At 63.1% G+C, this 25,773-nt stretch carries 21 protein-coding genes; 16 read left to right on the top strand and 5 right to left on the bottom strand.

The annotated features are described in order from the left end of the window. Positions 1 to 59: 59 nt before the first annotated feature. Both IGS58_RS03830 and IGS58_RS03825 read right to left on the bottom strand, forming a co-directional pair. On the bottom strand, positions 60 to 941 hold the full coding sequence (locus tag IGS58_RS03830) for a hypothetical protein (protein ID WP_230520697.1): 882 nt from the start codon (positions 939 to 941) through the stop codon (positions 60 to 62). A 69-nt stretch (positions 942 to 1,010) separates the two neighbouring features. Beyond that, positions 1,011 to 1,550 (bottom strand): hypothetical protein, encoded by a 540-nt coding sequence (locus IGS58_RS03825; RefSeq protein WP_230520696.1) that lies wholly within the window; start codon positions 1,548 to 1,550, stop codon positions 1,011 to 1,013. A 436-nt stretch (positions 1,551 to 1,986) separates the two neighbouring features. Here IGS58_RS03825 and IGS58_RS03820 point away from each other — a divergent pair, with 436 nt between their 5' ends. Together IGS58_RS03820 and IGS58_RS03815 are read left to right on the top strand one after the other, a co-directional pair. Further along, positions 1,987 to 2,862, top strand: a complete 876-nt coding sequence (locus tag IGS58_RS03820; RefSeq protein ID WP_139144100.1) for a hypothetical protein — start codon at positions 1,987 to 1,989, stop codon at positions 2,860 to 2,862. Beyond that, complete coding sequence (locus IGS58_RS03815) at positions 2,859 to 4,373, top strand: hypothetical protein (RefSeq protein WP_230520695.1); 1,515 nt, start codon at positions 2,859 to 2,861, stop codon at positions 4,371 to 4,373. Before IGS58_RS03820 ends, IGS58_RS03815 begins: the two co-directional genes overlap by 4 nt. A gap of 210 nt (positions 4,374 to 4,583) precedes the next feature. Here the strand turns inward: IGS58_RS03815 and IGS58_RS03810 are convergent, their stop codons facing one another. Continuing rightward, positions 4,584 to 5,003: a hypothetical protein gene (locus IGS58_RS03810; RefSeq protein ID WP_081345510.1), complete on the bottom strand. Its 420-nt coding sequence runs from the start codon at positions 5,001 to 5,003 to the stop codon at positions 4,584 to 4,586. Between the two features lie 281 nt (positions 5,004 to 5,284). Here IGS58_RS03810 and IGS58_RS03805 point away from each other — a divergent pair, with 281 nt between their 5' ends. Continuing rightward, positions 5,285 to 6,355 (top strand): hypothetical protein, encoded by a 1,071-nt coding sequence (locus IGS58_RS03805; protein ID WP_230520694.1) that lies wholly within the window; start codon positions 5,285 to 5,287, stop codon positions 6,353 to 6,355. A 14-nt stretch (positions 6,356 to 6,369) separates the two neighbouring features. Here the strand turns inward: IGS58_RS03805 and IGS58_RS03800 are convergent, their stop codons facing one another. Next, on the bottom strand, positions 6,370 to 7,329 hold the full coding sequence (locus IGS58_RS03800) for a LysR family transcriptional regulator (RefSeq protein ID WP_230520693.1): 960 nt from the start codon (positions 7,327 to 7,329) through the stop codon (positions 6,370 to 6,372). A gap of 109 nt (positions 7,330 to 7,438) precedes the next feature. Between IGS58_RS03800 and IGS58_RS03795 the strand changes: the two genes are divergently transcribed. The 13 genes from IGS58_RS03795 to IGS58_RS03735 all read left to right on the top strand — a co-directional run bounded on the left by IGS58_RS03795 (position 7,439) and on the right by IGS58_RS03735 (position 24,908). Beyond that, on the top strand, positions 7,439 to 8,278 hold the full coding sequence (locus IGS58_RS03795) for a phytanoyl-CoA dioxygenase family protein (RefSeq protein ID WP_230520692.1): 840 nt from the start codon (positions 7,439 to 7,441) through the stop codon (positions 8,276 to 8,278). After that, entirely contained in the window at positions 8,278 to 9,096 is an 819-nt protein-coding gene (locus IGS58_RS03790) for a sugar phosphate isomerase/epimerase family protein (protein WP_230520691.1), read from the top strand. Before IGS58_RS03795 ends, IGS58_RS03790 begins: the two co-directional genes overlap by 1 nt. A gap of 101 nt (positions 9,097 to 9,197) precedes the next feature. Then, complete coding sequence (locus tag IGS58_RS03785) at positions 9,198 to 9,659, top strand: MarR family winged helix-turn-helix transcriptional regulator (RefSeq protein WP_034786515.1); 462 nt, start codon at positions 9,198 to 9,200, stop codon at positions 9,657 to 9,659. A gap of 165 nt (positions 9,660 to 9,824) precedes the next feature. Next, positions 9,825 to 12,200 (top strand): M1 family metallopeptidase, encoded by a 2,376-nt coding sequence (locus tag IGS58_RS03780; RefSeq protein WP_070254503.1) that lies wholly within the window; start codon positions 9,825 to 9,827, stop codon positions 12,198 to 12,200. Then, a complete protein-coding gene (locus tag IGS58_RS03775) occupies positions 12,197 to 12,703 on the top strand; it encodes a DUF6702 family protein (RefSeq protein WP_070254502.1) in 507 nt (168 codons plus the stop codon). The genes IGS58_RS03780 and IGS58_RS03775 overlap by 4 nt, the downstream gene beginning before the upstream one ends. Beyond that, a complete protein-coding gene (locus IGS58_RS03770; RefSeq protein WP_070254501.1) occupies positions 12,700 to 14,736 on the top strand; it encodes a TonB-dependent receptor in 2,037 nt (678 codons plus the stop codon). The genes IGS58_RS03775 and IGS58_RS03770 overlap by 4 nt, the downstream gene beginning before the upstream one ends. A 103-nt stretch (positions 14,737 to 14,839) precedes the next feature. Continuing rightward, the gene (locus IGS58_RS03765; protein WP_070254500.1) at positions 14,840 to 15,574 is read left to right on the top strand and encodes a 2OG-Fe dioxygenase family protein; all 735 of its coding nucleotides are present in this window, start codon (positions 14,840 to 14,842) and stop codon (positions 15,572 to 15,574) included. Between the two features lie 142 nt (positions 15,575 to 15,716). Then, a complete protein-coding gene (locus tag IGS58_RS03760) occupies positions 15,717 to 17,078 on the top strand; it encodes a hybrid sensor histidine kinase/response regulator (RefSeq protein WP_034786510.1) in 1,362 nt (453 codons plus the stop codon). Between the two features lie 265 nt (positions 17,079 to 17,343). Further along, positions 17,344 to 18,072 (top strand): CerR family C-terminal domain-containing protein, encoded by a 729-nt coding sequence (locus IGS58_RS03755; protein ID WP_230520690.1) that lies wholly within the window; start codon positions 17,344 to 17,346, stop codon positions 18,070 to 18,072. Continuing rightward, positions 18,069 to 19,490, top strand: coding sequence for an efflux transporter outer membrane subunit (locus IGS58_RS03750; protein ID WP_230520689.1), 1,422 nt, complete (start codon positions 18,069 to 18,071; stop codon positions 19,488 to 19,490). The genes IGS58_RS03755 and IGS58_RS03750 overlap by 4 nt, the downstream gene beginning before the upstream one ends. 13 nt (positions 19,491 to 19,503) lie before the next feature. After that, positions 19,504 to 20,679, top strand: a complete 1,176-nt coding sequence (locus IGS58_RS03745) for an efflux RND transporter periplasmic adaptor subunit (RefSeq protein ID WP_230520688.1) — start codon at positions 19,504 to 19,506, stop codon at positions 20,677 to 20,679. A 9-nt stretch (positions 20,680 to 20,688) separates the two neighbouring features. Further along, positions 20,689 to 23,805 carry an efflux RND transporter permease subunit gene (locus tag IGS58_RS03740; RefSeq protein WP_034786506.1) on the top strand — a complete coding sequence of 1,039 codons (3,117 nt, stop codon included), beginning with the start codon at positions 20,689 to 20,691 and terminating at the stop codon, positions 23,803 to 23,805. Positions 23,806 to 23,936: 131 nt separating this feature from the next. After that, positions 23,937 to 24,908, top strand: coding sequence for a hypothetical protein (locus IGS58_RS03735; protein WP_099388917.1), 972 nt, complete (start codon positions 23,937 to 23,939; stop codon positions 24,906 to 24,908). 39 nt (positions 24,909 to 24,947) lie between these two features. Here the strand turns inward: IGS58_RS03735 and IGS58_RS03730 are convergent, their stop codons facing one another. Then, entirely contained in the window at positions 24,948 to 25,688 is a 741-nt protein-coding gene (locus IGS58_RS03730) for a tetratricopeptide repeat protein (RefSeq protein WP_176376397.1), read from the bottom strand. Between the last annotated feature and the right edge of the window lie 85 nt (positions 25,689 to 25,773).

Raw genomic sequence — 25,773 nt, 5'->3', positions numbered from 1 at the left:
ATCGAATGCCCTGGCCATTGCGAGCTCTGCTTATCTCTACTGGCGGAGATAGCGCAGACTTAACGCTCCGCCTTCACCAGCCCTAGTGCTCGTTCCTTTTCTAATATTACCTCACGATCACGGTTCAGCAGCTTCGCACGCGCCAACCACTTGGCAGCCGCGCCAAGATCATTTGATGCGGCACTTTTTTCAGCCAGTTTGATGTAATGATCAACTATCTTGCTGGCAAGCCCTTTGACCTCTTCACCACGATATTGTCCCTCGGGGTCGATCTGGCGAATTTGATCGAGAGAAGCCTTGGCCGAACTTTCCGGCGGATCAGTGTATTGAGCTTTCTCAATATAAAGGGAGGCACGACGCAACTGATCATCGATTTCCGAACGATCATTTTCATTGAGCTTAATCGCCTTCTTATCCACAGACCGGCTCTCATTGACTTGTGACACTGCGCCTGAAGTTGCGTCCTTCGACGCCCGAGTCGCAAAGAAGATCGCAGCGCCAACAACGGCAACAGCGACAACCGCCAGTCCCATCTGGGAACCCAACCATTTTTTTGTATCCGTCGAACGCGATGCCCCGTTTGCCTTACAAAAATTAGTCACATATTCTTCTGCCACACGTGGATCTAGTCCAACACGTTTGCCAGACGCCACGTTAACTACTTTACTCAGTGCCAGACGCTCTTCTTTCTGATCCAGTTTCTTGTCGTTGTCAGTGAACTGATGTAGCAACCTATCCAGCTCCTCTACGAGCGCACGCTCGGACACTGCGGAGTATTCATCTAACTGTTCACGGATCACCAACTCTATTTCTCTGCTCACGATACCGCGTGCGGCGGACTCTTCTTTAATGCGCCTCTCTTCACCCCGATCCAGATAAAAATCATCATCCACAGCCGCAGCTACACGGTTCTTCAACCAGTCCAGATCGGATTGATTCATGTTTTCCTCTGTTTTTAAAAATTGTAATTTGAACGATCAAACCAAATCAACTCTATGCAACCCACTACACTACAAAATTTTCCAGCCCCAGATACCTGACCTCTGCATCACGCTATGCTTGCGACAAAAATCGTTGATGTACCGCTCCGCGATCTCTGGATCGACACCCTTCATCGCGCCAGGACGCGGCTTACAGACACTTTGCAATGCGTCGACACGACTTTTGTTATCTAATTTTTTTTCAGTGTCTGTAAAAACGTGCAACAGTCCATCAAGTTCATCCAACAACGCTTTTTCGTTGACGACATTTAAACGTTGCAAAGCCACCGATAAAATCGACTCCACCCGCCTTGTATCCAGACCCAAGGTACTTTTCCCATATCGCAACAAAGCACTAAACGAGATGCTATCGCAGTACGAATTTGAAATATTGTCGACAATATGAATACTGTATTTTTTCTGACCATCGTCCAATAAAACAGTATCTGGCAATGCTCGCCCCCTCATTCCGTGATCATCCCGCTCACTGGAAGCAACAATCCTGGTCTGATCACTCATGGGAAACGGCGTATTCCCGTCAACGTTTTTCACCTCGAATTGCGATGACATTAACTTCACCTTGACAACCGTTTGCTTCGTTCCACAAAAAGGACAAAAGCTCACAGTCCAATGAAATGTCGCCTGACAAGTCGATTCCTGACATTGGTATTCAATTTCCTTTTTCACAAAATACCTCTTCATACGTCACCCATACGTCACGGGGAAAATCCATCCTGCCATAACGATGAAATCGACATCAATAAAATTACAATCAAACACTTCAAATTATCTTTCAAATAATAGCTCATCCTTTGCCAGCAATACCATTTATTTCCAGCACAACAAATTTAGAACTTCGGGCCAGCTCTGCCTGTTTATGAAAAATCGCACACTACGTTCCACATAAACACATGCTGCCGTATTTCAGTAGGTTTGAGGCTGATCAATCGCTGAATCGCCGCCGCAGTCTAAGCTGGAAGCACCGGCCAAGGACAAGGAGAACGCCATGCCAGCCCACCTGATCATCGAAGACGGCCAGCCCTCGTGGTGGGACAGCGCCGATATCTGGGTCGTGCCGGGCAATGATCCGAATGGCCCGCCCGGCGCGCCCATCGCCGGCACCAGCAATTACCTGTGGGGCCGCGTGCACAACACGGGCAACAGCGCCTCGAACGGCGTGCGCGTGGACTTTTACTGGGCCGACCCTTCCGGCCAGATCGCCGTCGGCGCCGCCACGCAGATCGGCTCCGCCTTTGCCGACCTGCCGCCCGGCGCCACGCAGGAAGTGCTGTGCCTGGTACCCTGGGTCCCCGTCATCGTCAATGGCGGCCACGAATGCCTGCTGGCCGTCGCCCACGGCCCGGGCGACATCAATCCGCTGCCCGATCCCCTGCCCAACGGTTTTCCTTTCCAGCCCAAGCAGCACGAGCAGATCGCCCAGCGCAATGTCACCGTGGTGCTGGCAGCCAGGCGCGCGCAATTGCTGAGCATCGCGGTGGCGGCCCTGCCCCGCGCAACGAAAAAAGTGGAATTGCAGATCGAACAGGGCGGCGAGCTGCCGGAGCGCCTGCTGGCCACCCTGGGGCTTGAGCGATGGCAGCCGGCCAGGGAAGCGCGCCTGGTCGCAGGCCTGGCACGCACGCCCCACTGCAATGGCGATGCGCCTGGCGAGCAAAAACTGGCGCTGGAGGTGCCGCGCGGCCAGGCGCAGGCCGTGTACCTGAGCGTGCGCGCCGAAGCCTTGCCGCCACGCCAGTATGCGCTGCTGCGCGTGCTGGAAAGCCAAGAAGGCGAGGTCATGGGCGGCATCACGTATATCGTCACCGATCTGGAGAAAGAGCAAGCTCAAGAGCAGCAAAGCCCCGAGGAGCAAGCATCATGAGCGATACCCCCCTGCAGGTACTGACGCGGCCGTTCGCGATCGAGCCCGTCACCAATATCATGCTGCCCGATGGCATCTTCGACAATGCCATCTATGGCTTGCGCATCGCCGCCCACGTCACCAATATGTCCGGCAGCGCCCTGAACAATGTCACGGTGTACCTGGAAAGCGTGGGCGACCCCGGCATCGTGCCCGTGGCGCGCACTTTCTTCTTTGCCAGCATTCCCGCCGGCGCGGCCATGCTCGTCATGTGGGATGCCGACTTCCAGCATGCGGCGCCCGGCAAGCGCCTCGTCAGCTTCGTCGCCAAGGCGGACGGCTACGCGCCGCGCCGCTCGATCCAGCAAATCTTCGTCTCGCAAACGCGCTTCGACAGCGCCACCAATACCTACACGTGCACGGTCGAGGAAGGCACCCTGGAACTGTCCAAGCCGCAAGGCCATTTGCCTGGCAAGCGCTGGGGCAGCACGGGTACGGATGGCAAAGGTGGGGAAAATGCGTGCCGCTGTCCGCCCGGCCTGGGGCCGATCGTGCCGACCGGCATGACCCTCGTCTGGACGCCGAACCCCGCCTACGCGGGCACGCATGGCGAGCTGCCGTTTGCCGACCCGTGGTGGAAGATACTCGCCATCATCATCGCCATCATCGCCGCGCTGGTGGCCATCATTTCAGCCGCGCTCGGTTCCGGCAAGGCCAGCTTCAGCGTGGGCGGCACCTTCGAGGAAACCGATCCCAGCGTCGACTGCTGCTCACTGGAAGGGGCCGGCTCGGGCCAGCCCGAATTCACGGTAGCGGGCGTCGCCTCGGCCATCGCCTCGGGCGCCATCGCCGTCGCCTGCTCCGATATCGCGGATCCGTTCTGGCGTGGCCAGGAAGCAACACCACCGGCCGCCGGCGAACTGACCCTGGCCGAGCGCGTGGTGGCGAAATGGGTGTTGCCCGAAGCGCCGAACGCGGGCTTGCCCTACACGGCCGACATCAGCTGGGAGTACCAACGCTTCACGACAGGCGCCACCTACCAGCATGCCGTCACCGAAACGCAAGTCAACATCCATGTGGCGGGGCCCGTGGAAACGGATACGCCCGCCGTCGTGCAAGCTTACGAACCGTTGTGGATACGCGCCAGCTTCAAGCGCGACAATGGCAATGTCTTCCGCGGCACGGAGCTGTATGCCTTCGTGCTGTTCCAGGCCCCCCAGGGCCTGTATTTCGTGGAATCGCTGACTGACGACGGCCTGGGCTTCGACCCGGGCGCCAACGATGGTGTCTACGCAGGCAGCCTGGACTTGAAGCGGGCTTACCGCACCCTGCTGCAATACGACCAGAAGGTCTACGGCACCTGGCGCGTCTTCGTCTTCGCCCAGGACGTCAACCTGACCAAGCCCGGCACGCCGCCGGAAATCGCGGCCCAGCACATCGGCGGCATGTTCATCGCCAGCGCCATCGAAATCACCTTCGACGACACCCTGCCCTGTCCGCTCAAGGCGCAGGCGAATATCGTCGTGGTGTGAGGGGGGCGTGAGCGAGGTCAGGCGTAGGTCGCGCAGGTCGGATCAGCGGGGCAAAGCCGCGCTAATCCGACAACATCGTTGGCTCCCGTATGCGCATCAGGAGCGGCTGAGAAAATGCTCAGGGTAGGCGCCGCCCCGAAGACAGTACTTCAGTACAGTGAGGTAAATGCAGGGCAGGCAACAACACCGAGGGTGTTGTATCAGCCGCTCTTAAACTTTAACGCTTTCAGGTTTCGCGATCAGCGTGCGCGGAATGATATCCGTTGCCGGGCAAGACTCCATCGCATCCGAATACGCGAGCCAGCGCTGCAGGCTTTCCATGCGGCGGATGGTGATGCCCTTGCCATTGATATAGCCGATCTGCTCGAAATTGGCGGGGCTGGTGGTCAGTTTCGATACGGTGGGCGCATTGTCGACCAGGCGGTCGTAGGCCTTGCGCGCCTTGTGCTCCCACTTGGCCAGCACGGGATCGTCAAAACGGTTGCTTTCAAAATACACGGTGATGGTGCGGTCGTGGTTGGCAAAGCCGACGATGGCCGCCCCCTTGCGTATGGTCAACAGGACATCTTCCTTCACGCCCGTGACGGGAACGAAGACGGCGGCGCGCCCATCCGTATCCGGCCGTTCCATGGGAATATCTTGTCCGATTATGCTCATCACATCACACTCTTAGTCATCGCCTGCTGGCTTGTTGTCCCTGCATCACTGAAAGCATGCCATGCGCATGCGCGCGTTTGCCGCTGCGCCGGGCCGATTCCAGGCTGTTTGTCAAATAATACATTGCCGTAAAGCACTACACAAGATAATCAGGGACGCGGCAGCCGCTTGTCCTCCGCCGGATGGGGAATGGTGTGCCCAGCGGCAATCGCCTTATAATGCTGTGATTACTTCACGTCCCCCACCTCTGCACCATGACGCTTCCCGAGAATGACACCAGCCGGCTCGACGCCATCAGCGCCGCCGCCACCGAAGTGGCCGCGCAAAACGTGGCCGACCTGCTGGCCATGGCCATCTGCCACCGCCCGGACGAACCATCCCTGATCGTCTGCGACAAGCGCAGCTGGCTCAATTTCGTGTTGACGGAAGCGTATCGCCAGGCCTTGCCCGACGCGACCTTCATCGATTTCGACGAAGTCACGCCCGATGCCGTGCTGGCTGCCTTTGCCGAGTTGCCCGCCGGCAGCCTCGTCGTGCTGATCCAGTCGACCAGCTTCCGCCTGGAAGCGTTCCGCATCCGCATCGAGCTGTTCAAGCGGGGCCTGAAGGTCATCGAGCACGTGCACCTGTCGCGCATGCCCGGCGTGCAGGGGCTGCATTACATCGCTTCGCTGGCGTACGATCCCGATTATTACCGGGGCGTGGGCCATGCACTGAAAGCGCGCATCGACGGCGCCCGCCACGGCATGGTCGACAGCGGCGGCGAGCAGCTGGTCTTTGCTTCGCCGTTCGAATCGGCCAAGCTGAATATCGGCGACTACAGCGGCATGAACAATATCGGCGGCCAGTTCCCGCTGGGCGAAGTGTTTACGGAAGCGCAGGACCTGGAAGCCGTGAACGGCCGGGTGCGCATCTTTGTTTTCGGCGATACGCACTTCATGGTCAACCGCCCCGACACGCCGATCACCCTGATCATCGAAAAGGGCAGAGTGACGGGCACGGAGCACGCCACGCCGGAATTCCTGGCCATGCTGGAGATCATCCGCGCGCATGAAGGCGAAGTATGGGTGCGCGAACTGGGCTTCGGCATGAACCGCGCCTTTTCGCGCGAACAGCTGGTCAACGACATCGGCACGTATGAGCGCATGTGCGGCATCCACCTGTCGCTGGGCGCCAAGCACGGCGTCTACGCCAAGCCGCAATTCAAGCGCAAGGATGCGCGCTACCACGTCGACATCTTCGCCGTCACCGAAGCCGTCTACCTCGACGACGAAAGAGTGTACGCGGATGGCGCGTGGACGGTGGAACCCCTCGCGTTCAACTGAGCCTCAATTGACCCTCAGCTGAAAAAACCTGCCGCTGCCAGCTCGCGGTCCCACGGCGGCACGGGCTGGTATTCGGCCACCAGGAAATCGATCAGCGCGCGCACCTTGGGCGACGGCTGGCGGCTGGCCGGATACAGGGCGCTCAGGTGATTCAGGGGCAGCTCCCAGCCAGACAGCACGGGCAGCAGACTGCCATCGAGCAGATTGCGCCAGGCGAGAAACGTGGTGCTGTAGACGATGCCGAGTCCCCGCTGCGCCGCCTGGTGCAGCACCAGGCCGTTATTCGCCGTGAAGCCGGCCTGCACGCGCACGCTCACCTCTTCTTGCTGGTCGCCGTCTCCACGCTGGAAATGCCAGTTCGTGCCATCCGTCAGGTGGCTGAAATGCAGGCACTGGTGTTGCAACAGCTCTTGCGGCGTCTGCGGCACGCCCCATTGCGCCAGGTAGGCTGGGCTGGCGCACAGCACGGCGCGGCACGGCGCCAGCGGGCGCATGGCCAGCGCGCTGCTGTCCGGGATGCCGCCCACGCGGATGGTCAAATCAAAACCGTGGCGTATCGGATCGAGCAGCGCATCGTCGACAAACAACTCGGCCTGCACCTGCGGGTGCAGCAAACTGAAACGGGCGACGGCATCGGCCAGCCACGCGCTGCCGAAACTCGATGGCGCCTGGATGCGCAGCGGCCCGGCCAGCTCCGCCCCCGCTCCCGCCTGCGCCACGTGCGCCACCATGCGCGCCGCCTCCTGCGCCTGGCTGACGGTGGCCATGCACGGCGCCAGATAGGCGCGGCCCGCATCCGTCAAGCTCACTTCGCGCGTGGAGCGGTGCAGCAGCCGCGCATGCAAGCGCTCTTCCAGCTGCATGATGGTCTTGCTGACCATGGCCCGCGTCAGGCCCAGGCGCTGCCCGGCCAGCGTGAAGCTGCGCTGACGCGCCACTTCGACAAAGATTTCCATCGCTTTTAATTGATCCATGTCAAAGATTGTCATCGTTTTGGCGACAATCTGTCAACCGCTGGGCAATTGTTTGCCGCCCTCGCCCATCCTACAATGGCGCTTTCCATTGACCTCCGGAGCCGCCGCCATGCTGACAATCCTGCAACAAGAACAATACCAACGCGACGGCTACATCATCCTGCCCGATTTCAAGGGTGCGGACGAAATCGCCGCCCTGCGCGCGCGCGCCGAGCAGATTGTCAACGAATTCGATCCCAGCGTCAGCCAGTCGATCTTCACCACGCGCGACCAGGCCAAGAACACCAACGATTATTTCCTCGCTTCCGACAACACCATCCGCTGCTTCTTCGAGGAAGAGGCGTTTGGTCCGGACGGCCAGCTGAAGCAGGCCAAGTCCCTGTCGATCAACAAGATCGGCCACGCCATGCACGACCTGGATCCCGTCTTCCGCAGCTTTTCTGCCGATCCAAAACTGGCCGCAGTGGCACGCGACCTGGGCCTGGCGGACGCGCAGGTTTGGCAATCGATGTACATTTTCAAGCAGCCCGGCATCGGCGGCGAAGTGCGCTGGCACCAGGACGCCACGTATTTCGAAACCACGCCAGTCAGCGTGACCACCTTCTGGTTCGCGCTGGAAGACGCCACCCTGGACAATGGCTGCCTGTGGGCGGAACCGGGCGGCCACCGCGGCCCCCTGCGCGAACGCTTCATCCGCAACGGCGACCAGGTGCGCGTGGAAAAACTCGATAACATGCCCTGGCCCGACGACAGCACGGCCGTGCCACTCGAAGTGAAGGCCGGCGCCCTCGTCTGCTTCCACGGCTTGCTGCCCCACTACAGCGCGCCGAACCGCTCGCCCGTCTCGCGCCACGCCTACACCTTGCACGCCACGGACGGCCAGACGGAATACGCGGCCCACAACTGGATCCAGCGCGATGCGTCCTTCCCCGTGCGGGGCTTCGTCTGATGCGCATCGACGTCTTTGCCGCCCACTGGGGCAATAACGAGCTGCCGCCCGACGTCTTCATCGACAGGGTAGCGGCGGCCGGCTTCGACGGCATCGAAATGTCGCTGCCGCTGGATGCGGCACTGCGCGAGGAGTGGACGGACCGCATCGCCAAGGCGGGACTGCGGCTGATCGCCGCACAGTGGGAAACCGTGTTCCACAGCGACTTCGAGCAGCACCGCGCCGCCCTGGCGGAACTGCTGGAAAACGCCTGCCTGGCGCGCCCCGTGCTGGTCAACACCCACACGGGCAAGGATTACTACAGCCAGGCGCAGAACGCGCAGCTGATCGACCTGGCCGCCGCCATCTCGAAAAAACACGGCGTGCCCATCGTGCATGAAATCCACCGCAGCCGCTTTTCCGGCCACCCGATGCTGCTGCTGCCCTACCTGGCGCAGTATCCCGAGCTGCCATTGACGGCCGACCTGTCGCACTGGTGCTGCGCCTGCGAATCCCTGCTGGAAGACCAGCCGCAGACGCTGGCGCAAGTACTGCCGCTGGTGCGCCACGTGCATGCCCGCGTGGGCCATGCGCAGGGTCCGCAGGTAGCCGACTTCCGCGCGCCGGAAGCGAAACCGGCGCTCGACGCCCACCTGGCCTGGTGGGACGCCATCGTCGCCCTGCGCCGCGCCGCAGGCGCCGAGCGCATGACGTTCACGCCGGAATTCGGCCCCGCGCCATACACGCAAACCCTGCCCTGGACGCAGCAGCCCGTGAGCGATGCCTGGGAACAGAACGTCGCCATGCTGCATCTGCTGCGCGCGCGTTACGCGCAGTAGTTCGTCACAGGCACTCTCCATGCACCGGGCCAGCCGGTCCGGTGCACGCGTGCATACCAGCCATGCTTGTCATTAAGTAGCGCGCTATATATACTGTGCCCATGGATACCACCACCTCCCCCAACCCCTTGCACCAGGTGCCGCGCCTGGACAGCCAGCTGTGCTTTGCGCTGTACTCGACCTCGCTTGCCATGAACAAGCTGTACCGCAAGCTCCTGCGCAAGCTGGGCCTTACCTATTCGCAATACCTGGTGATGATGGTGTTGTGGGAACGCGACGGCCTGACGGTGTCGGAAGTGGGCGAGCGCCTGTTCCTCGACTCGGCCACCCTGACCCCCCTGCTCAAGCGCATGGAGCAGTCGGGCCTGTTGACGCGCACGCGCGCCGCCAGCGACGAGCGGCAAGTCATCATTTCCCTCACGCAGCAAGGCGACCAGCTGCGCCATGAAGCAGCCTTGCTGCCCGAAGCCATCCTGACGGCCAGCCACTGTAGCGTGGAGCAAGTTGTGGATATGAAACAACAGCTGAACCAGTTGCGCGACAGCCTGATGAAAAGTGAGTAAAAACGCCGCTTTTCCGAGCAAAATCAGGTAAAGCATTGCCCTGACGGCGCAAGGCAAAAGCTGGCGCAAAATCCGCCTTTCTTTATTACAAATCGATACATGGATGGCCTCACCCTGCGTATAGAATAGTTGCCACTATTTCCTTACAACAACATCAGGGTGAATATGCGCATACCTTTCGGCTCCGTAGCCTCGCTGGCTCTTTGCTTTACCGTGTCGGCCTTCGCCGCCGAACCCTTCGACGACAAGTTCCGCCAGCTCGAAGAGGTGTTGCCTACCCCGAATACCTACCGCACCGCCTCAGGCGCGCCGGGCCACGCCTACTGGCAGCAGCGCGCCGACTACACGCTGCGCGCCACCCTGGACGAAACCAAACGCGAGATCGCCGGCAGCGGCACCATCACCTACCATAACCAGTCGCCCGACACCCTCGGCTACCTGTGGGTGCAGCTGGACCAGAATATCTACAAGCCCGATTCCGACGCGCGCCGCATGGCCACGGCGCCGTCGCGCCAGGCGTGGGCCAGGACGGCGGGCGAAGACACCATGAAATTCGAAGGCTTGCGCGGCCTCCTGGCGCGCGGCGACTTCCAGGGCGGCTTCAATATCCGCGCCCTGAAAGGCGCCGATGGCCGGCCTTTGACGTACGTTATCAACCGCACCATGATGCGCATCGACTTGCCGCAGCCATTGAAACCGGGCCAGGATTTCGCCTTCCAGATCGACTGGGATTACCGCATCAACGAACAGAAGGTGCTGGGCGGGCGCGCCGGCTATGAAGTCTTCGACGACAAGAACGCCCTGTTCGAAGTGGCGCAGTGGTTCCCCCGCATGGCGGCGTATTACGACGCGGCTGGCTGGCAGCACAAGCAGTTCCTCGGCTCGGGCGAATTCACCCTGGAATTCGGCGACTACGACGTGCAGTTGACGGTTCCGGCCGACCATATCGTCGCCTCCACGGGCCAGCTGCAAAACCCGCAGGACGTGCTGTCGTCCGCGCAGCGCGAGCGCCTGGAAAAGGCCCGCGGCAGCGACAAGCCCGTCGTCATCGTCACGCAAAAAGAGGCGGAAGCGGCCGAAAAATCCGTCAGCCGCGCGCAAAAGACGTGGCACTTCAAGGCGGCCAACGTGCGCGACTTCGCCTGGGCCTCGAGCCGCAAGTTCATCTGGGATGCGCAGGGCTACAAGAAGGGCGGCAGCGATGTGATGGCCATGTCCTACTATCCGAAAGAGGGCAATCCGCTGTGGGAAAAATACAGCACGCAAGCCATCGTGCACACGATTGAACAGTACAACAAGTACAGCATCGACTACCCGTATCCGACGGCCATCTCCGTCAACGGCCCCGTGGGCGGCATGGAGTATCCGATGATCTCGTTCAACGGCCCGCGCCCGGTGAAAGACAAAAAAACGGGCGAGCTGACGTATTCGAAGCGCACCAAATATGGCCTGATCGGCGTGATCATCCACGAAGTGGGCCACAACTACTACCCGATGATCATCAACTCGGACGAGCGCCAGTGGACGTGGATGGACGAAGGCCTCAACACCTTCGTGCAATACCTGGCACAGCAGGCGTGGGAAGAAAACTACCCTGCCTCGCGCGGCGAACCGCGCGAAATCGTCGACTACATGCGTAGCCGCGACCAGGTGCCGATCATGACCAATTCCGAATCCCTGCTGCAGTTCGGCAACAACGCCTACGCCAAGCCGGCGGCGGGCCTGAACATCCTGCGCGAGACCATCCTCGGGCGCGAGCTGTTCGACTACGCGTTCAAGGAATATGCGCAGCGCTGGAAATTCAAGCGCCCCACGCCCGCCGATTTTTTCCGCACCATGGAAGACGCTTCCGGCACGGACCTGGACTGGTTCTGGCGCGGCTGGTTCTATACCACCGACCCGGTCGACATCAGCATCGACGGCATCAGCGAATACGGCGTTAGTTCAAAGGATCCGGCAACGGAAAAGGCCTGGAAGAAGGCGCAGAAGGACGCCCAGCCGGAATCCGTCACGAGCCGCGCCAACAAGGGCATGCCGCGCCGGGTCGACGCGCATCCGGAGCTGAAGGATTTCTACAACCAGCACGACGATTTCACGGTGACCAACAAGGACCGCAACTCCTATGCCGAGGCGCTGGCCGCTCTGGAACCGTGGGAAAAGGACTTGCTGAAACAGGGCAAGCACCTGTACCTGGTCGACCTGTCGAACGTGGGCGGCATGGTCATGCCGCTGATACTCGAAATCGAACTGAAAAGCGGCAAGAAGTACGTCGAGCGCGTGCCGGCCGAAGTGTGGCGCTACTCGCCGAAGAAAATCACCAAGGTCGTCATCACGGACGAGCCGATGGTGGGCCTGGTGCAGGACCCGTACTGGGAAACGGCCGACATCGACACCAGCAACAATAGCTGGCCGCGAAAAATCACGCCATCGCGCCTGGAACTGTTCAAGAGCGAGAAGTCGCCCAAGGATAACCTGATGCGCGACTTTCATACGCCATTGAAAGGCAAGAATGGCGGCTCGGCCAAGGGCGACGAGGCATGAAGCGCTGGCGCGCGCTGGCCACCGCCACGCTGGCCTGCGCCAGCATGGCGGCCGGCGCCCACAATTTCCACATGGGTATCGCCGACATCAGCTATAACGCGGCCAACGGCAGCACGGAAGTGGTGCATACCTACACGGGCCACGACGTCGAGGCGCTGCTGACGAACCTGTACCAGCGCCAGTTCGACCTGGGCCAGGAGGACAGCGAAGCGGCCCTGCGCCGCTATGTCGAAAAACAGTTTTACCTCGTGGGGCCTGATGGCAAGCGCCTGCGCCTGAACTGGGTCGGCATGAAGGTCAATGCCGACAACGTGGTGATCTTCCAGGAAATCGAACGCACGCGCCTGGCCCCCGCCACGCGCATCCATAACCAGTTGCTGATCGACTTCCTGCCCAGCCAGCGCAATACCCTCAACGTGCAGGACAGCGGCAGCATCCAGACGTTGATCTTCGACCGCCAGAACACGGAACTGCCGATCCGCCAAGTCCCACTACACCCATGACGCCACGCCATCTTCCCCTCCTCCTCGCCGCCCTGTTTTCCGCAGCGACCGCCCACGCCGACGACATCTTCCAGCGCGTGCTGGTCGACGGTTCGCGCCTGAACCAGCTGGGCGTGGCCGATTCGGCCAACGCGGGCAGCGTCACGCAACAGCAGCTTGACGCGCGCACCAGCTACCGGCCAGGCGAACTGCTCGAAGCCGTGCCGGGGCTGATCGTCAGCCAGCATAGCGGCGAGGGCAAGGCCAACCAGTTCTACCTGCGCGGCTTCAATCTCGATCACGGCACGGATCTGCGCACCACCGTCGACGAGATGCCCGTCAACCAGCGCAGTCATGGCCACGGCCAAGGCTGGACGGACCTGAACTTCCTGATCCCCGAACTGGCCATGCGCCTCGACTACAAAAAGGGGCCGTATTCAGCGGAGCAAGGCGATTTCTCCTCGGCCGGCGCGGCGTCCGTCGTCTACGCGAACCGCCTGACGCAAGGCATCGCCAGCGTGGGCATCGGGCAGAACGGCTTTCGCCGCGCCCTGCTGGCCGATTCGCTCGATGCGAGCGACGGCAGCCTGCTGTACGCGCTCGAAGCGCAGCACAACGATGGCCCGTTCACGCAGCCGGACCGCTACCGCAAGCTCAATGGCGTGCTGCGCTACAGCGAAGGCTATGCCAACAACGGCTTCAACGTCACGGCCATGGCGTATGACGCCAGCTGGAACGCCACCGACCAGATTCCGTTGCGCGCCGTGCAGGACGGCACGCTGGGACGCTTCGACGCCATCGATGCCAGCGACGGCGGCAAGGCGCAGCGCTACAGCCTCTCGGGCGCCTGGCGCCAGACAACGGACGACATGTCGTCCAGGGTCAGCGCATATGTGATCGCCAACCGCCTGGCCCTGTTCTCGAATTTCACGTACGCGATGGATGACCCCGATAACGGCGACCAGTTCGCCCAGCCGGACCGGCGCGTGACCTCCGGTATCAACGCCAGCCACACCTGGCACCGCCACACGGACAGGGGCAGCAGCGACACCACCATCGGCCTGCAGCTACAGAACGACAATATCCACAATGGCCTGTACAACACGCGGCAGCGGCAGATCCTGTCAACCACGCGGCAAGACCATATCGTCGAATCGAGCCTCGGCGTGTATGGCGAAAACAGCACGCGCTGGTCGCGCTGGCTGCGCACCGTGGCCGGCCTGCGCGCGGACGCCCACCGCTTCGACGTGCGCAGCGACCGCGCCGCCAATTCAGGCAAGGCCAGCGACCATTTGTTCAGCCCCAGCCTGAGCGTGATCGCCGGGCCGTGGCGCGATACGGAAGCGTATTTCAACATCGGCAATGGCTTTCACAGCAACGATGCGCGCGGCACGACGATCACGGTCGACCCGAAGACGGGCGAGGCGGCCGACAAGGTCACGCCTCTGGCGCGCTCGCGGGGATTGGAACTGGGCTTGCGCAGCGCCGCCATCGCAGGCCTGCAAACCTCGCTGTCGCTGTACCGCCTGGACTTCGATTCCGAACTGCTGTTCATCGGCGACGCGGGCGCCACCGAGGCGGGCCGCCCCAGCCGCCGCTACGGCATCGAGTTTTCCAGCTACTACAAGGCGGCGAGCTGGCTGTCGCTGGACCTGGACCTGGCGTATGCGCGCGCACGCTCGCGCGGCAGCGACCCGGCGGGCGACTTCATCCCCGGCGCCATCGAAGGCGTAGCCCAGCTGGCCATGACGGTGACGCCGCCAGGGCCGTGGTCGGGTTCTTTGCGCCTGCGCTACTTCGGTCCGCGCCCCCTGATTGAAGACAACAGCGTGCGCTCGTCGGCCAGCGTGGGCTTGAACGGGCGCATCGCCTACCAGATCGACAAGACCTTGCGCGTGGAGCTGGAAGGCTACAACCTGGCCAACCGGCGCGACTCGGCCATCGATTACTACTATGCCTCGCGCCTGCCCGGCGAGGCGCAGCCCATCGACGACATCCACTTCCATCCGGTGGAATCGCGCTCGCTGCGCCTGACCCTGGTAAAGAATTTTTAACTCAACAAGAATAATTCCTGTCGCACTGCACAGGAAACGCCGCGAAGTCGTAGAATGCCAGGCTGGATAAACTGAGACAGGCCGCATTGCGGCCAGCACCGCCATGAGCACTTCCGCACCGATCTTTACCGACCCGTCCCACGTCAAGGATGCCTTGCGCGATGACGGCTATGCCGTGCTGCGCCCGCAGGACGTGGCCGCGCTGGCCGGCTGCCCGCTGGCCGCGCTGCGCGCGCTGGAGCCGAGCTGGAATACCCTGGCGCTGGACAATTACCTGAAGGATGGCGGCCGCTATCGCCGCCGGCGCCACTCGTGCTTCGTGCAGGATGGCGAGCGCCTGACCCAGACGGCGCACCGTCCGCACTGGCAACCGGTGGAATACAACGCCCTGCACGGCGGCATGCACCGCCTGTTCGAACCGGTCGAAGCGGCTATCGTCGCGCAAGCGGCCTGGCAGCAGCTGATCCGCGCGCTGGGCGACGTCTGCTCGCAGGTGAAGGGCAGCCAGCCCTGGTTCATCGAGGCGCACCAGTTCCGCATCGATACGACCGATGGCATCGGCCGGCCCACGCCGGAAGGCGCGCACCGCGACGGCGTCGATTTCGTCGCCGTGCTGCTGATCGGGCGCGACCAGGTCAAGGGCGGCGAGACGCGCATCTTCGAAGCAGACGGCCCCAACGGAAAGCGCTTTACCCTGACCGAACCGTGGTCGCTGCTGCTGCTCGACGATGCCGCCGTGATCCACGAATCGACCCCGATCCAGCCCATCGGCGAACATGGCCACCGCGATACGCTCGTGCTGACCTATCGCGCAGGCCAGTTCCAGGGCGAAAACTGACAAGCGGCCACAGCATTCCCTGTGGCCAAAATAGTTACTTGGAAGTTACTTTTGCAGACCTAAATCCGATATAGTCATACGATGTCGATATTGCGCGCTCACTGCGCCCAGCATCACCACACTGAAATCCTAGGAGAGGTCTGTGGACTCCAACAACCAAATCAAGCCTGACGAAATCGAGATCCTGATCGTCGAGGACAGCCCGACCCAGGCGGAGCGCTTGCGCCGCCTGATCCAGTCCCTGCACTATAACGCGCGCGTGGCGGCGAATGGGCAGCTGGCCCTGGCCGCCATCCGCGAGCGCAAGCCGCACCTGGTGCTGTCCGATATCGTCATGCCTGAAATGAATGGTTACGACCTGTGCCGCGCCATCAAGTCCGATCCGACCCTGCGCGACATCCCCGTGATCCTCGTCACCTCGCTCAACGATCCGAAGGACATCATCCGCGGCATCGAATGCGGCGCCGACAATTTCATCCGCAAGCCCTACGCGGAAGACTATCTGCTCAACCGCATCAGCCACATGCTGATGAACCAGAAGCTGCGCAAGAACCAGAACGTGGAAATCGGCATCGCCCTGTACCTGGGCGACCAGAAGCATTTCATCAATGCGGAACGCCAGCAAATCCTCGACCTGCTGATCTCCACGTATGAGCAGGCGGTGCAGGTCAACGGCGAGCTGCAGGCGCGCGAACGCCAGGTGATCGAACTGAACATGCGCCTGGCGCACCATGCGGCCGAACTGGAAACCATCAACCGCGAAATCGCCCTGAAAAACCTGGAACTGGCCGAAGCGAGCCGCATGAAGTCGGCCTTCATCGCCAACATGTCGCATGAACTGCGCACGCCATTGAACGCCATCATTGGCTTCACGGGCGCGCTGCTGATGAAACTTCCCGGTCCCCTGACGTCCGACCAGGACAAGCAACTCAATACCATCCGCGCCAGCGCGCGCCATCTGCTCTCGCTGATCAACGACATCCTCGACGTCGCCAAGATCGAAGCGGGCAAGCTGACCCTGTCGATCGAACCCGTGCACTGCCAGGAGCTGATGGCAGACGTGGCCGACACTCTGCGCCCCCTGGCCCAGCAAAAAGGCCTGGCGCTGGAAATGGCACTGGGAGAAGCGGGCCAGCCGCCCGCCATCATCGACACGGATCGCCGCGCACTGACGCAAATCCTCATCAACCTGCTCAACAACGCCATCAAATTCACGGAACAGGGCACGGTGCGCATCAGCCTGTCCCAGCGCGACGAAGACGGCGTGCTGGTGACGGAAATGAGCATCGCCGACAGCGGCGCCGGCATCAAGGAAGAAGACCAGGCCAAGCTGTTCCAGGCCTTCTCGCAGCTCGATTCCACCTCCACGCGCCACGTGGAAGGCGCGGGACTGGGCCTGTACCTGTGCCAGAACCTGGCCAACGCCATCGGCGGCGCGCTGTTCTTCAACAGCGACTACGGTTCCGGCAGCACGTTTACGCTGGCACTGCGCAGCAAAGCCTGACTTTCTGTGCGCCGCAGCATGGAATGCTGACTTTTTGCCATCCAGAAGAGACCGATACAGTAGTTCTACGGTATTGCACTGCACCATTTCCGGCGCTATAGTAGAACTGTCTCCTCCAATTCGTTCTCCGAACATTGGATTCCGCCCGCGAATACAACCGCGGGCTTTTTTTTGCCTGCGTTTTTCACGCATCTTCATCCTTTCTTAACTAAATCAAACGATTTAGTTATATCAATCGTTTGAGATATATGATTAAATCTCCGACATGATTGAAAAAAATATTTCCCATACCGTGCCCGCCGACGACGGGCGCAAGCCCCGTTCCGATGGCGAACAGTCGCGCGAGCGGCTGCTGCACAGTGCCATCCGCCTGTTTGCCGAGCAGGGCTACGCCAAGACGTCCACGCGCGAACTGGCGCAGGCGGCCGGCACCAACGCGGCTGCCATCAGCTACTATTTTGGCGACAAGGCGGGCCTGTACCGCGCCGCCTTCTCCCATCAACTATCGAATCCACAAGACAATATCGCCCTGTACGAGCAACCCCATTTCACCCTGCGCCAAAGTCTGGAAGGCTTTTATGCGCAATTGCTCGCCCCCATGCAGCAGGGAGAAATCGCGCGCGACTGCATGCGCCTGTGGTGCCGCGAGATGCTCGAACCGACGGGCCTGTGGGCGCGCGAGGTTGACCAGAACATCCGTGCCGAACACGAGGCGCTCACGCGCGTGCTGGCACGCCACCTGGGCGCGCCCGACAACAGCGACGACATGCACCGCCTGGCCTTTTCCATCGCCTCGCTGGCCCTGCAGCACATGGTCGGCGCCGAGGTGCTGCACACCTTGCGCCCGCAACTGATGGAAACGCCGCACGCGATCAACACCTGGCTGGCGCGCATGACCGACTACGCGCTGGCCATGGCCGACGTGGAGCGCCGGCGCCTGGCCATTCCTCCCTCCCACCCTACCGCTCAACAACAAGCAGAAGGACAAGCATGACGACTATTCGATGCACCGTTCAACGCGTCCTGGCCGCCAGCATCGCGCTGGCGCTGGGCGGTTGCGCCCTGCAGGGGCCGCCCGCAACGGTGGCCGCCAGCACGCCCGCGCAGTGGCAGGCGCCGCTGCCGCATAACGGCAAGCTGACAGACCTGTCCAGCTGGTGGCAGGGCCAGGGCGACAGCCTGCTGGTGGAATTGATCACCGACGCACAGCAGGTCAGCCCGACCATCGCCGCCGCCGGCACGCGCATCGCGCAGGCGCGCGCGGACAGCATCGCCGGCGGCGCCGCGCTGGCGCCCAAGCTCGACGCGACAGGCAGCATGGTGCGCACCAGCCAGCAATCGGCGCAGCCTAGCGGCACCACCTCGCAGGCGGCCTTGCAGGCTTCGTGGGAAATCGACGTCTTCGGCGCCAACCGCGCCACGCGCGATGCGGCGCAGGAGCGCTACGACAGCGCCCGCGCGCTCTGGCATGAGGCCCGCGTCTCGGTCGCAGCCGAAGTGGCAAACCAATACTACGCCTTGCGCACCTGCCAGCAATTGCAGGCCGTGTCCGAGCAGGACGCCGTCTCGCGCCGCGACTCGGCGCGCCTGACGGAACTGAGCGCCGGCGCCGGCTTCCAGCCGCCCGCCAACGCCGCCCTGGCCCGCGCCAGCGCCGCCGAAGGCGCCAGCCGCGCCATCGAACAACGGGCCGCGTGCGACGTGAATATCAAGGCGCTGGTGGCCTTGTCGGCCATGCCGGAAGACTCGCTGCGCCAGAAGCTGGGGGCCAGCCCGGCGGTCCTGCCCTCGCCCGTGGCGATTGCGGAACTGCCGGCGCAAACCCTGGGCCAGCGTCCCGACATCTACAGCGCCGAACGCGAAGTGGCGGCCGCCAGCTTCGAAGTGCGCGGCGCGCAGGCGCAGCGCTACCCTCGCCTGAGTCTGGCCGGCTCCATCGGCAAGGGCAATATCCGCGCCGGCGGCACCAGCATCACGACCAGTACCTGGAGCATCGGCCCGCTGGCCGTCAGCCTGCCTATCTTCGACGGCGGCACCCGCCGCGCCCAGGTCGACGCGGCCACGGCGCGCTACGACGAAGCCGTGGTGAAGTACCGCGCCGGCGTGCGCCAGGCCGTGCGCGAAGTGGAAGAGGCATTGGTCAACCTGGCTAGCACGGACGCGCGCAGCGTCCATGCGAAAACGGCCCTGGAAGGCTACCGCGTGTCGTTTGTCGCCACCGAGGACCGCTACAAGAATGGCCTGGCCAGCCTGATCGAACTGGAAGACGCGCGCCGCACGCGCCTGGCCGCCGAAAACACGGTGGCCAACCTCGAGCGCGAACGCAGCGCCGCCTGGGTGGCGCTGTACCGCGCCGCCGGCGGCGGCTGGAGCAGCAGCAGCAGCAGCGCCATCGCCAACAATGCCCCCTGACGGATACGACAACATGAAAAAAATGCCCCTGAAACCGATGGCTCTCGCCCTGGCCGCCCTTTGCGTTGTGCTGGGCGCCGGCGTGGCCCTGTACTCCCCTTCCTCCACGGCGGCCGACGACGCCAAGGATAAGAACGCGGCGCAAAAGCCGGCGCTCACCGTCACCACGGCCAAGCCGCAAACGGCCAGCCTGCCCATCAAGCTGAACGCCAACGGCAACGTGGCCGCCTGGCAGGAAGCCGTCATCGGCAGCGAATCGAACGGCTTGCGCCTCACCGAGGTGCGCGTGAATGTCGGCGACGTCGTGCGCGCCGGCCAGGTGCTGGCCGTGTTCTCGAACGACACGGTGAACGCCGACGTGGCGCAGGCGAAGGCCGCAGTGCTGGAAGCGGAAGCGAATGCGGCGGAAGCGGCCGCCAACGCGCAGCGCGCCCGCTCGCTGCAAAGCACGGGCGCCATCAGCGCGCAGCAGATCAGCCAGTACCTGACGGCCGAACAGACGGCCAACGCGCGCATCGCGTCCGCCAAGGCGCAACTGGCGTCGCAGCAGCTGCGCCTGAAATACACGCAGGTGCTGGCGCCCGACAGCGGCATCATTTCCTCGCGCTCGGCCACCGTCGGGTCCGTCGTGGGTGCAGGTACGGAACTGTTCCGCATGATCCGCCAGGGCCGCCTCGAATGGCGCGCCGAAGTGACGGCAACCGAGCTCATGAGCCTGAAACCGGGCACCCTGGCGCAGGTGAAGGCGGCCAACGGCAGCGTTTTGACGGGCAAGGTGCGCATGATCGCCCCTACCGTCGATCCGCAGACGCGTTCCGCCCTCGTGTATGTCGACCTGCCGGCCAGCGCCGGCAACAATGCGCCGTTCAAGGCCGGCATGTACGCCAGCGGCGAATTCGAACTGGGTAACTCGGGCGCGCTGACGGTGCCGCAGCAGGCGATCGCCGTGCGCGATGGCTTCAGCTATGTCTTCCGCCTGAATGCCGACCAGCGGGTCAGCCAGATCAAGGTGCAGGCCGGACGGCGCCTGAGCGACCGCATCGAGATTTTAGGCGGCATCACGGCCGACACCACCATCGTCGTCAGCGGCGCAGGCTTCCTCAATGACGGCGACCTGGTACGCAATGTTCAAAACCCGGTAGCAACCCCGGTCGCAGCCGCAGCCAAGCCGGCCGCAGCGAAAAAGTAAGGAGAGGCCATGAATTTTTCCTCCCTCTCGATCAAGAATCCGATCCCGGCCATCATGCTGTTCGCGCTGCTGACCCTGGCCGGTCTGCTGGCTTACAAGGCCAATCCGGTGCAGGATTTCCCCGACATCGAACTGCCCATCGTCACCGTCAGCGCGGTGCTGCCAGGCGCCGCGCCGGCCCAGCTGGAAACGGAAGTGGCGCGCAAGATCGAGGACTCCGTCGCCACCCTGCAAGGCGTGAAAAACATCTACACCAAGGTGCTCGATGGCGTCGTCACGGTCACCGTCGAATTCATCCTGGAAAAGCAGATTGCCGAAGCCGTCAACGATGTGCGCGATGCCGTCGCGCGGGTCAAGGCGGACATGCCGGCCGAGCTGCGCGACCCCACCGTCACCAAGGCGTCCACGGCCGGGCGCGTGGTGCTGACCTTTATCGCCACGGCGAAGCCAGGCGTCGACAACCCGCTCGATTCTCCCGACCTGTCCTGGTTCGTCGACAACACGGTGGCCAAGCGCCTCCTGACCGTGCCCGGCGTGGGCGCCGTCACCCGCGTGGGCGGCGTCTACCGCGAGATCCAGGTGGAACTCGACGAAGCGCGCATGGCGGCATTGAAGGTCTCCGCCCTCGACGTCTCGCGCCAGTTGCGCCTGGTCCAGCGCGAAGCGCCTGGCGGCCGGGGCGACATCAGCGGCGCCGAGCAGTCGGTGCGCACCATCGCCACCGTGAAAACGGCCGATGAACTGTCGCGCGTGGAAGTGCCGCTGCCGGACGGCCGCCATGTGCGCCTTGACCAGGTGGCCACCGTGCGCGACACGGTCGCCGAACCGCGCGCGCTGGCCGAGCAGGATGGCAAGACGGTCGTCGCCTTTGAGGTGTTCCGCACCAAGGGCGCCAGTGAAGTGGCCGTTGCCAAGGGCGCACGCGACGCCATCGCCGACCTGCAGAAGGAAAACCCCAACGTGGTGCTGCAGCAGTCGATCGACAATGCCTTCCCCGTCGAGGAAAACTTCGACGGCTCGATGGAGCTGCTGTACGAAGGCGCGCTGCTGGCCGTGCTGGTGGTGTGGTGGTTCCTGCGCGACTGGCGCGCCACCCTGGTCGCCGCCGCCGCCCTGCCCCTGTCCGTGATGCCGGCTTTCCTCGGCATCTACTGGTTCGGCTACACGCTCAATACCGTCACCCTGCTGTCGCTGGCCCTGGTCGTCGGCGTGCTGGTCGACGACGCCATCGTGGAAATCGAAAACATCGAGCGCCATCTGCGCATGGGCAAGTCGCCCATGGAAGCGGCCATGGAAGCGGCCGACGAAATCGGCATGGCGGTGATCGCCACCACCTTCGCGCTGGTGGCAGTATTCCTGCCGACGGCCTTCATGAGCGGCATTCCCGGCCTGTTCTTCAAGCAGTTCGGCTGGACGGCCGTGCTGGCCGTGCTGGCCTCGCTGGTGGTGGCGCGTCTGCTCACACCGATGATGGCAGCCTACATATTGAAACCGCTGCCGCACAAGGAAGAGCAGGATGGCTGGCTGATGACGCGCTATCTGACGGTCATGCGCTGGTGCCTGAACCACCGCGGCATCACGGCCATCGCCGCGGCCCTGTTCTTTGTCGGCGCCATCGCGCTCGTGCCGCTGCTGCCGACAGGCTTCGTGCCGGCCGCCGACCGCGCGCAGACGCAGATCAACCTGGAACTGCCGCCCGGCTCCACCCTGGGTGAAACGCAGGCCGTGGCAGCCCTGGCGCGCGATGCGGCCATGCGCACGCCAGGCGTCAAGGGCGTCTTCAGTTCGATAGGCGGCGGCTCCAGCGGCGACGCCTTCGCCCCCGGCGCGGCGGCCGAAGCGCGCCGTGCCGTGCTGACCCTGACCACCGTGCACCGCACGGAGCGCAAGGAATCGATGGCGGACCTGGAAACGCAGCTGCGCCACAAGCTCGATACGATCCCCGGCGCCCGCTTCACGGTGGGGCCGCCCGACACGGGCGTCAAGATGCAGCTGGTGCTGCGCTCGGAAGACCCGGTGGCGCTGATGGCGGCGGCGCAAAAGGTCGAGCGCGAACTGCGCGGCCTGAAAGGCATCGGCAACGTCAATTCCAGCGCCTCGCTGGTGCGCCCGGAAATCATCGTGCGTCCGGATTTCGCCAAGGCGGCGGACCTGGGCGTGACGGCCGCAGCCATCGGCGAGACCGTGCGCGTGGCCACGGCCGGCGACTACGACACGGACCTGACGAAAATGAACCTGCCGGAGCGGCAAGTACCGATCCGCGTCAAGCTGCCCAACAGCGTGCGCGCCGACCTGGCCGCCATCGAGCGGCTGACGGTGCCCGGCAAGAATGGCCCCGTGCGCCTGGCGAACGTGGCCAGCGTCACGATGGAAAGCGGCCCGGCGCAGATCGACCGCTTGAACCGCAGCCGCAACGTGACCCTCGACGTGGAACTCGGTTCGCGCACCCTCGGTGAATTGAACGTGGAAGCGCGCGCGCTGCCATCGATGAAGAATTTGCCTCCATCCGTGAAGATCGCCGAACTGGGCGACGCGCAGGAGATGGCCTCGCTGTTCGCCAGCTTCGGCCTGGCCATGCTGATCGGCGTGCTGTGCATCTACTGCGTGCTGGTATTGCTGTTCAAGGACTTCATGCAGCCGGTGACCATCCTGGCGGCGCTGCCGCTGTCGATCGGCGGCGCCTTCGTGGCGCTGCTGATCACGGGCAGCGCCCTGTCGATGCCATCGATGATCGGCCTGATCATGCTGATGGGGATCGTCACCAAGAACTCGATCCTGCTGGTCGACTATGCGATCCTGGCGCGCCAGGCCGGCATGAACCGCTTCGATGCGCTGGTCGATGCCTGCCACAAGCGCAGCCGCCCCATCCTGATGACGACGATTGCCATGGGCGCCGGCATGATGCCGCTGGCGCTGGGCTGGGGCGCCGACCCCAGCTTCCGTTCGCCGATGGCCATTACCGTGATCGGCGGCCTGATCACCTCGACCCTATTGAGCCTGCTGGTGGTGCCGGCCGTGTTCACCTACATCGACGACCTGGAGCACCTGCTCAAGCGCGGCATGGCCAGACTGCGCCGCCAGAAGGCGCCGCTGCGGCGCGATGACAAGGTAGCGCTGGAAAAATAGGCGTCGCCATTGTTTGCAAAATCGCCCCTCGCGGGCAAGGAAGCGAAGGACCGGCCGCCAGGCCGCGCTCCCTCGCTTCCATCTATCTGGCATACTGCGCCCATTCTCCATGAACGCAATCTGCCCTGCCTATGAATTACCGCACCCCGCTCGTCCTGCTACTGGTATCCGCGCTGCTCGGCGCCTGCTCGGAAAAGACCGCTCCCGCCAGCGCCGACCTGGCCGCTGACGTGGTAAGCGATGTCCCCGCTGCCGCTGACGATGCCGCATCGGCCGAACACGTGCCGCCGCCGGCCGCCACCGCCCCCAGGACGGAAGCGATGAACACGCCGCAGGCGCGCGAGCGTGAAGTGGGCATGATGCGCGCCATCTTCGGCAAGGACTACCGCAGCGACAGCGAGGATGCGCTGGCCGACCTGCCCGATCCTGACAACCATGTCGACAAACTCAGTTACGTGGTCAGTGCCGTCAGCCACAAACTCCTGCCCGATGGCCGCGCCATCCTGGTGGCGAATGCGGAAACGGCCAACACGGAAGGCACGGCGGAATCGGCACATGCCTCGTCGGGACTGTTGAATGTGTTTTTCCTGGCGCCCAAGGGCCAGCCGGAAGACGGCCAGTGGCAAGTCGTGAAACGCCTGGAAAACATCGCCGCCCTCGGTTCATCGGGGCAGCTCGGTGAAGTCCACTGGGTCATGCTGGGCGCGAACAAGCCGGGACTGGCGATCCGCCATGGCTATACGGGCCAGGGCTACACCATCACGCAACTGGCCCTGTTTGAAATCGGCGACGGCAAGGTAACCGCGCTCGATGGCGGCATGGACCTGTACTCGGACAATATGGGCGCCTGCACGCCGGACATGGATGAATGCTGGATGGTCGAAGGCAAGTGGCGCTTCGCCCCCGCGCGCAATGGCGGTGCCTACGATGACTTGCTGATCGATTTCAAGGGCGCCTCCGAGAAGATCAAGCCCGGCGTCACGGTCAAGCCGGATGAAGATCCGCCGCGCATCGCCACGCCACTGAACGGACACGCGCGCTATGCTTTCGATGGCAAGGGATATAAATTAATTGAAGGGAAAAACACGGTGCCTGGCGTTTGACGGGGTCGGACCCGCCGGGTCCGACCCCACGCACGCCAGCTACCTGCGCGCCGCCTCCAGGCGCACCAGCAGCGGCGCATACATGGCACGCGTATGGCTGCTCCAGCGGGCCATGGCGCTGTCGATATCGAGCAGCAGGCGTTCCGACAACACCTTGTCGCCCTGCTGCAACGCCCAGATCGCGCACTCGGCGCGGCACTCGAAACTGTTGTAGCGTGTCAGCGCATCGTCGAATTCCGCCTTCGCTTCCACCTGGCGCCCGCTTTGCGCCAGGGCGCGCGCCGTCAGCAGGGACACCATCTCGGGACGGAAATGGATATCCGTACGGCGGATGAATTCCAGGTGCGTCAAGGCCTCGGCGCCCCGTTCGCATTCCAGATAGGCGCGCGCCGCGCCCAGGCGAATTTCCAGGTCCGATGAAAACGCTCCCCGCAGGCAGGCTTCGTAGGTCGATGCCGCTTCCTGTGCATCGCCCGCTTCGAGCAGCGCGCTGGCCAGGCGCATCTGGTTTTGTGCCGTCGGCGTGTACTCGAAAGCGGCTCTCGCCTCGCGCAGTTCGCGGTTCGGATCGAGCACTTGCACGGCCACCGAAGCGACCTTGCGCGCGCCTTGCGGCAGGCGCGAATTGGGCAGGTAGATGGCGAAGAAATACACCACGCTGCCCAGCAGCGGGAACATGAATAAAATGAGCAGCCAGTACAGCTGCTGCCCGTTGCGCACCACGTGAATCGCAAAAAATACCGCGATCAGGATGTGGATGCCTATGCCAAAAATCGTCATGCTGCGACCTCGTTCGTGACGGGAGCAGCTGGCACCATGCCGCCGCTTTCCCCGGTCAGAATATTACACTGGCCACGGCAAACGA

It is taken from the genome of Janthinobacterium sp. EB271-G4-7A (assembly GCF_020858075.1).
GTDB lineage: Bacteria > Pseudomonadota > Gammaproteobacteria > Burkholderiales > Burkholderiaceae_D > Janthinobacterium > Janthinobacterium lividum.
The sequence above is the reverse complement of the archived record's forward strand: the minus strand, read 5'-3'. Positions and strand labels throughout refer to the sequence as shown.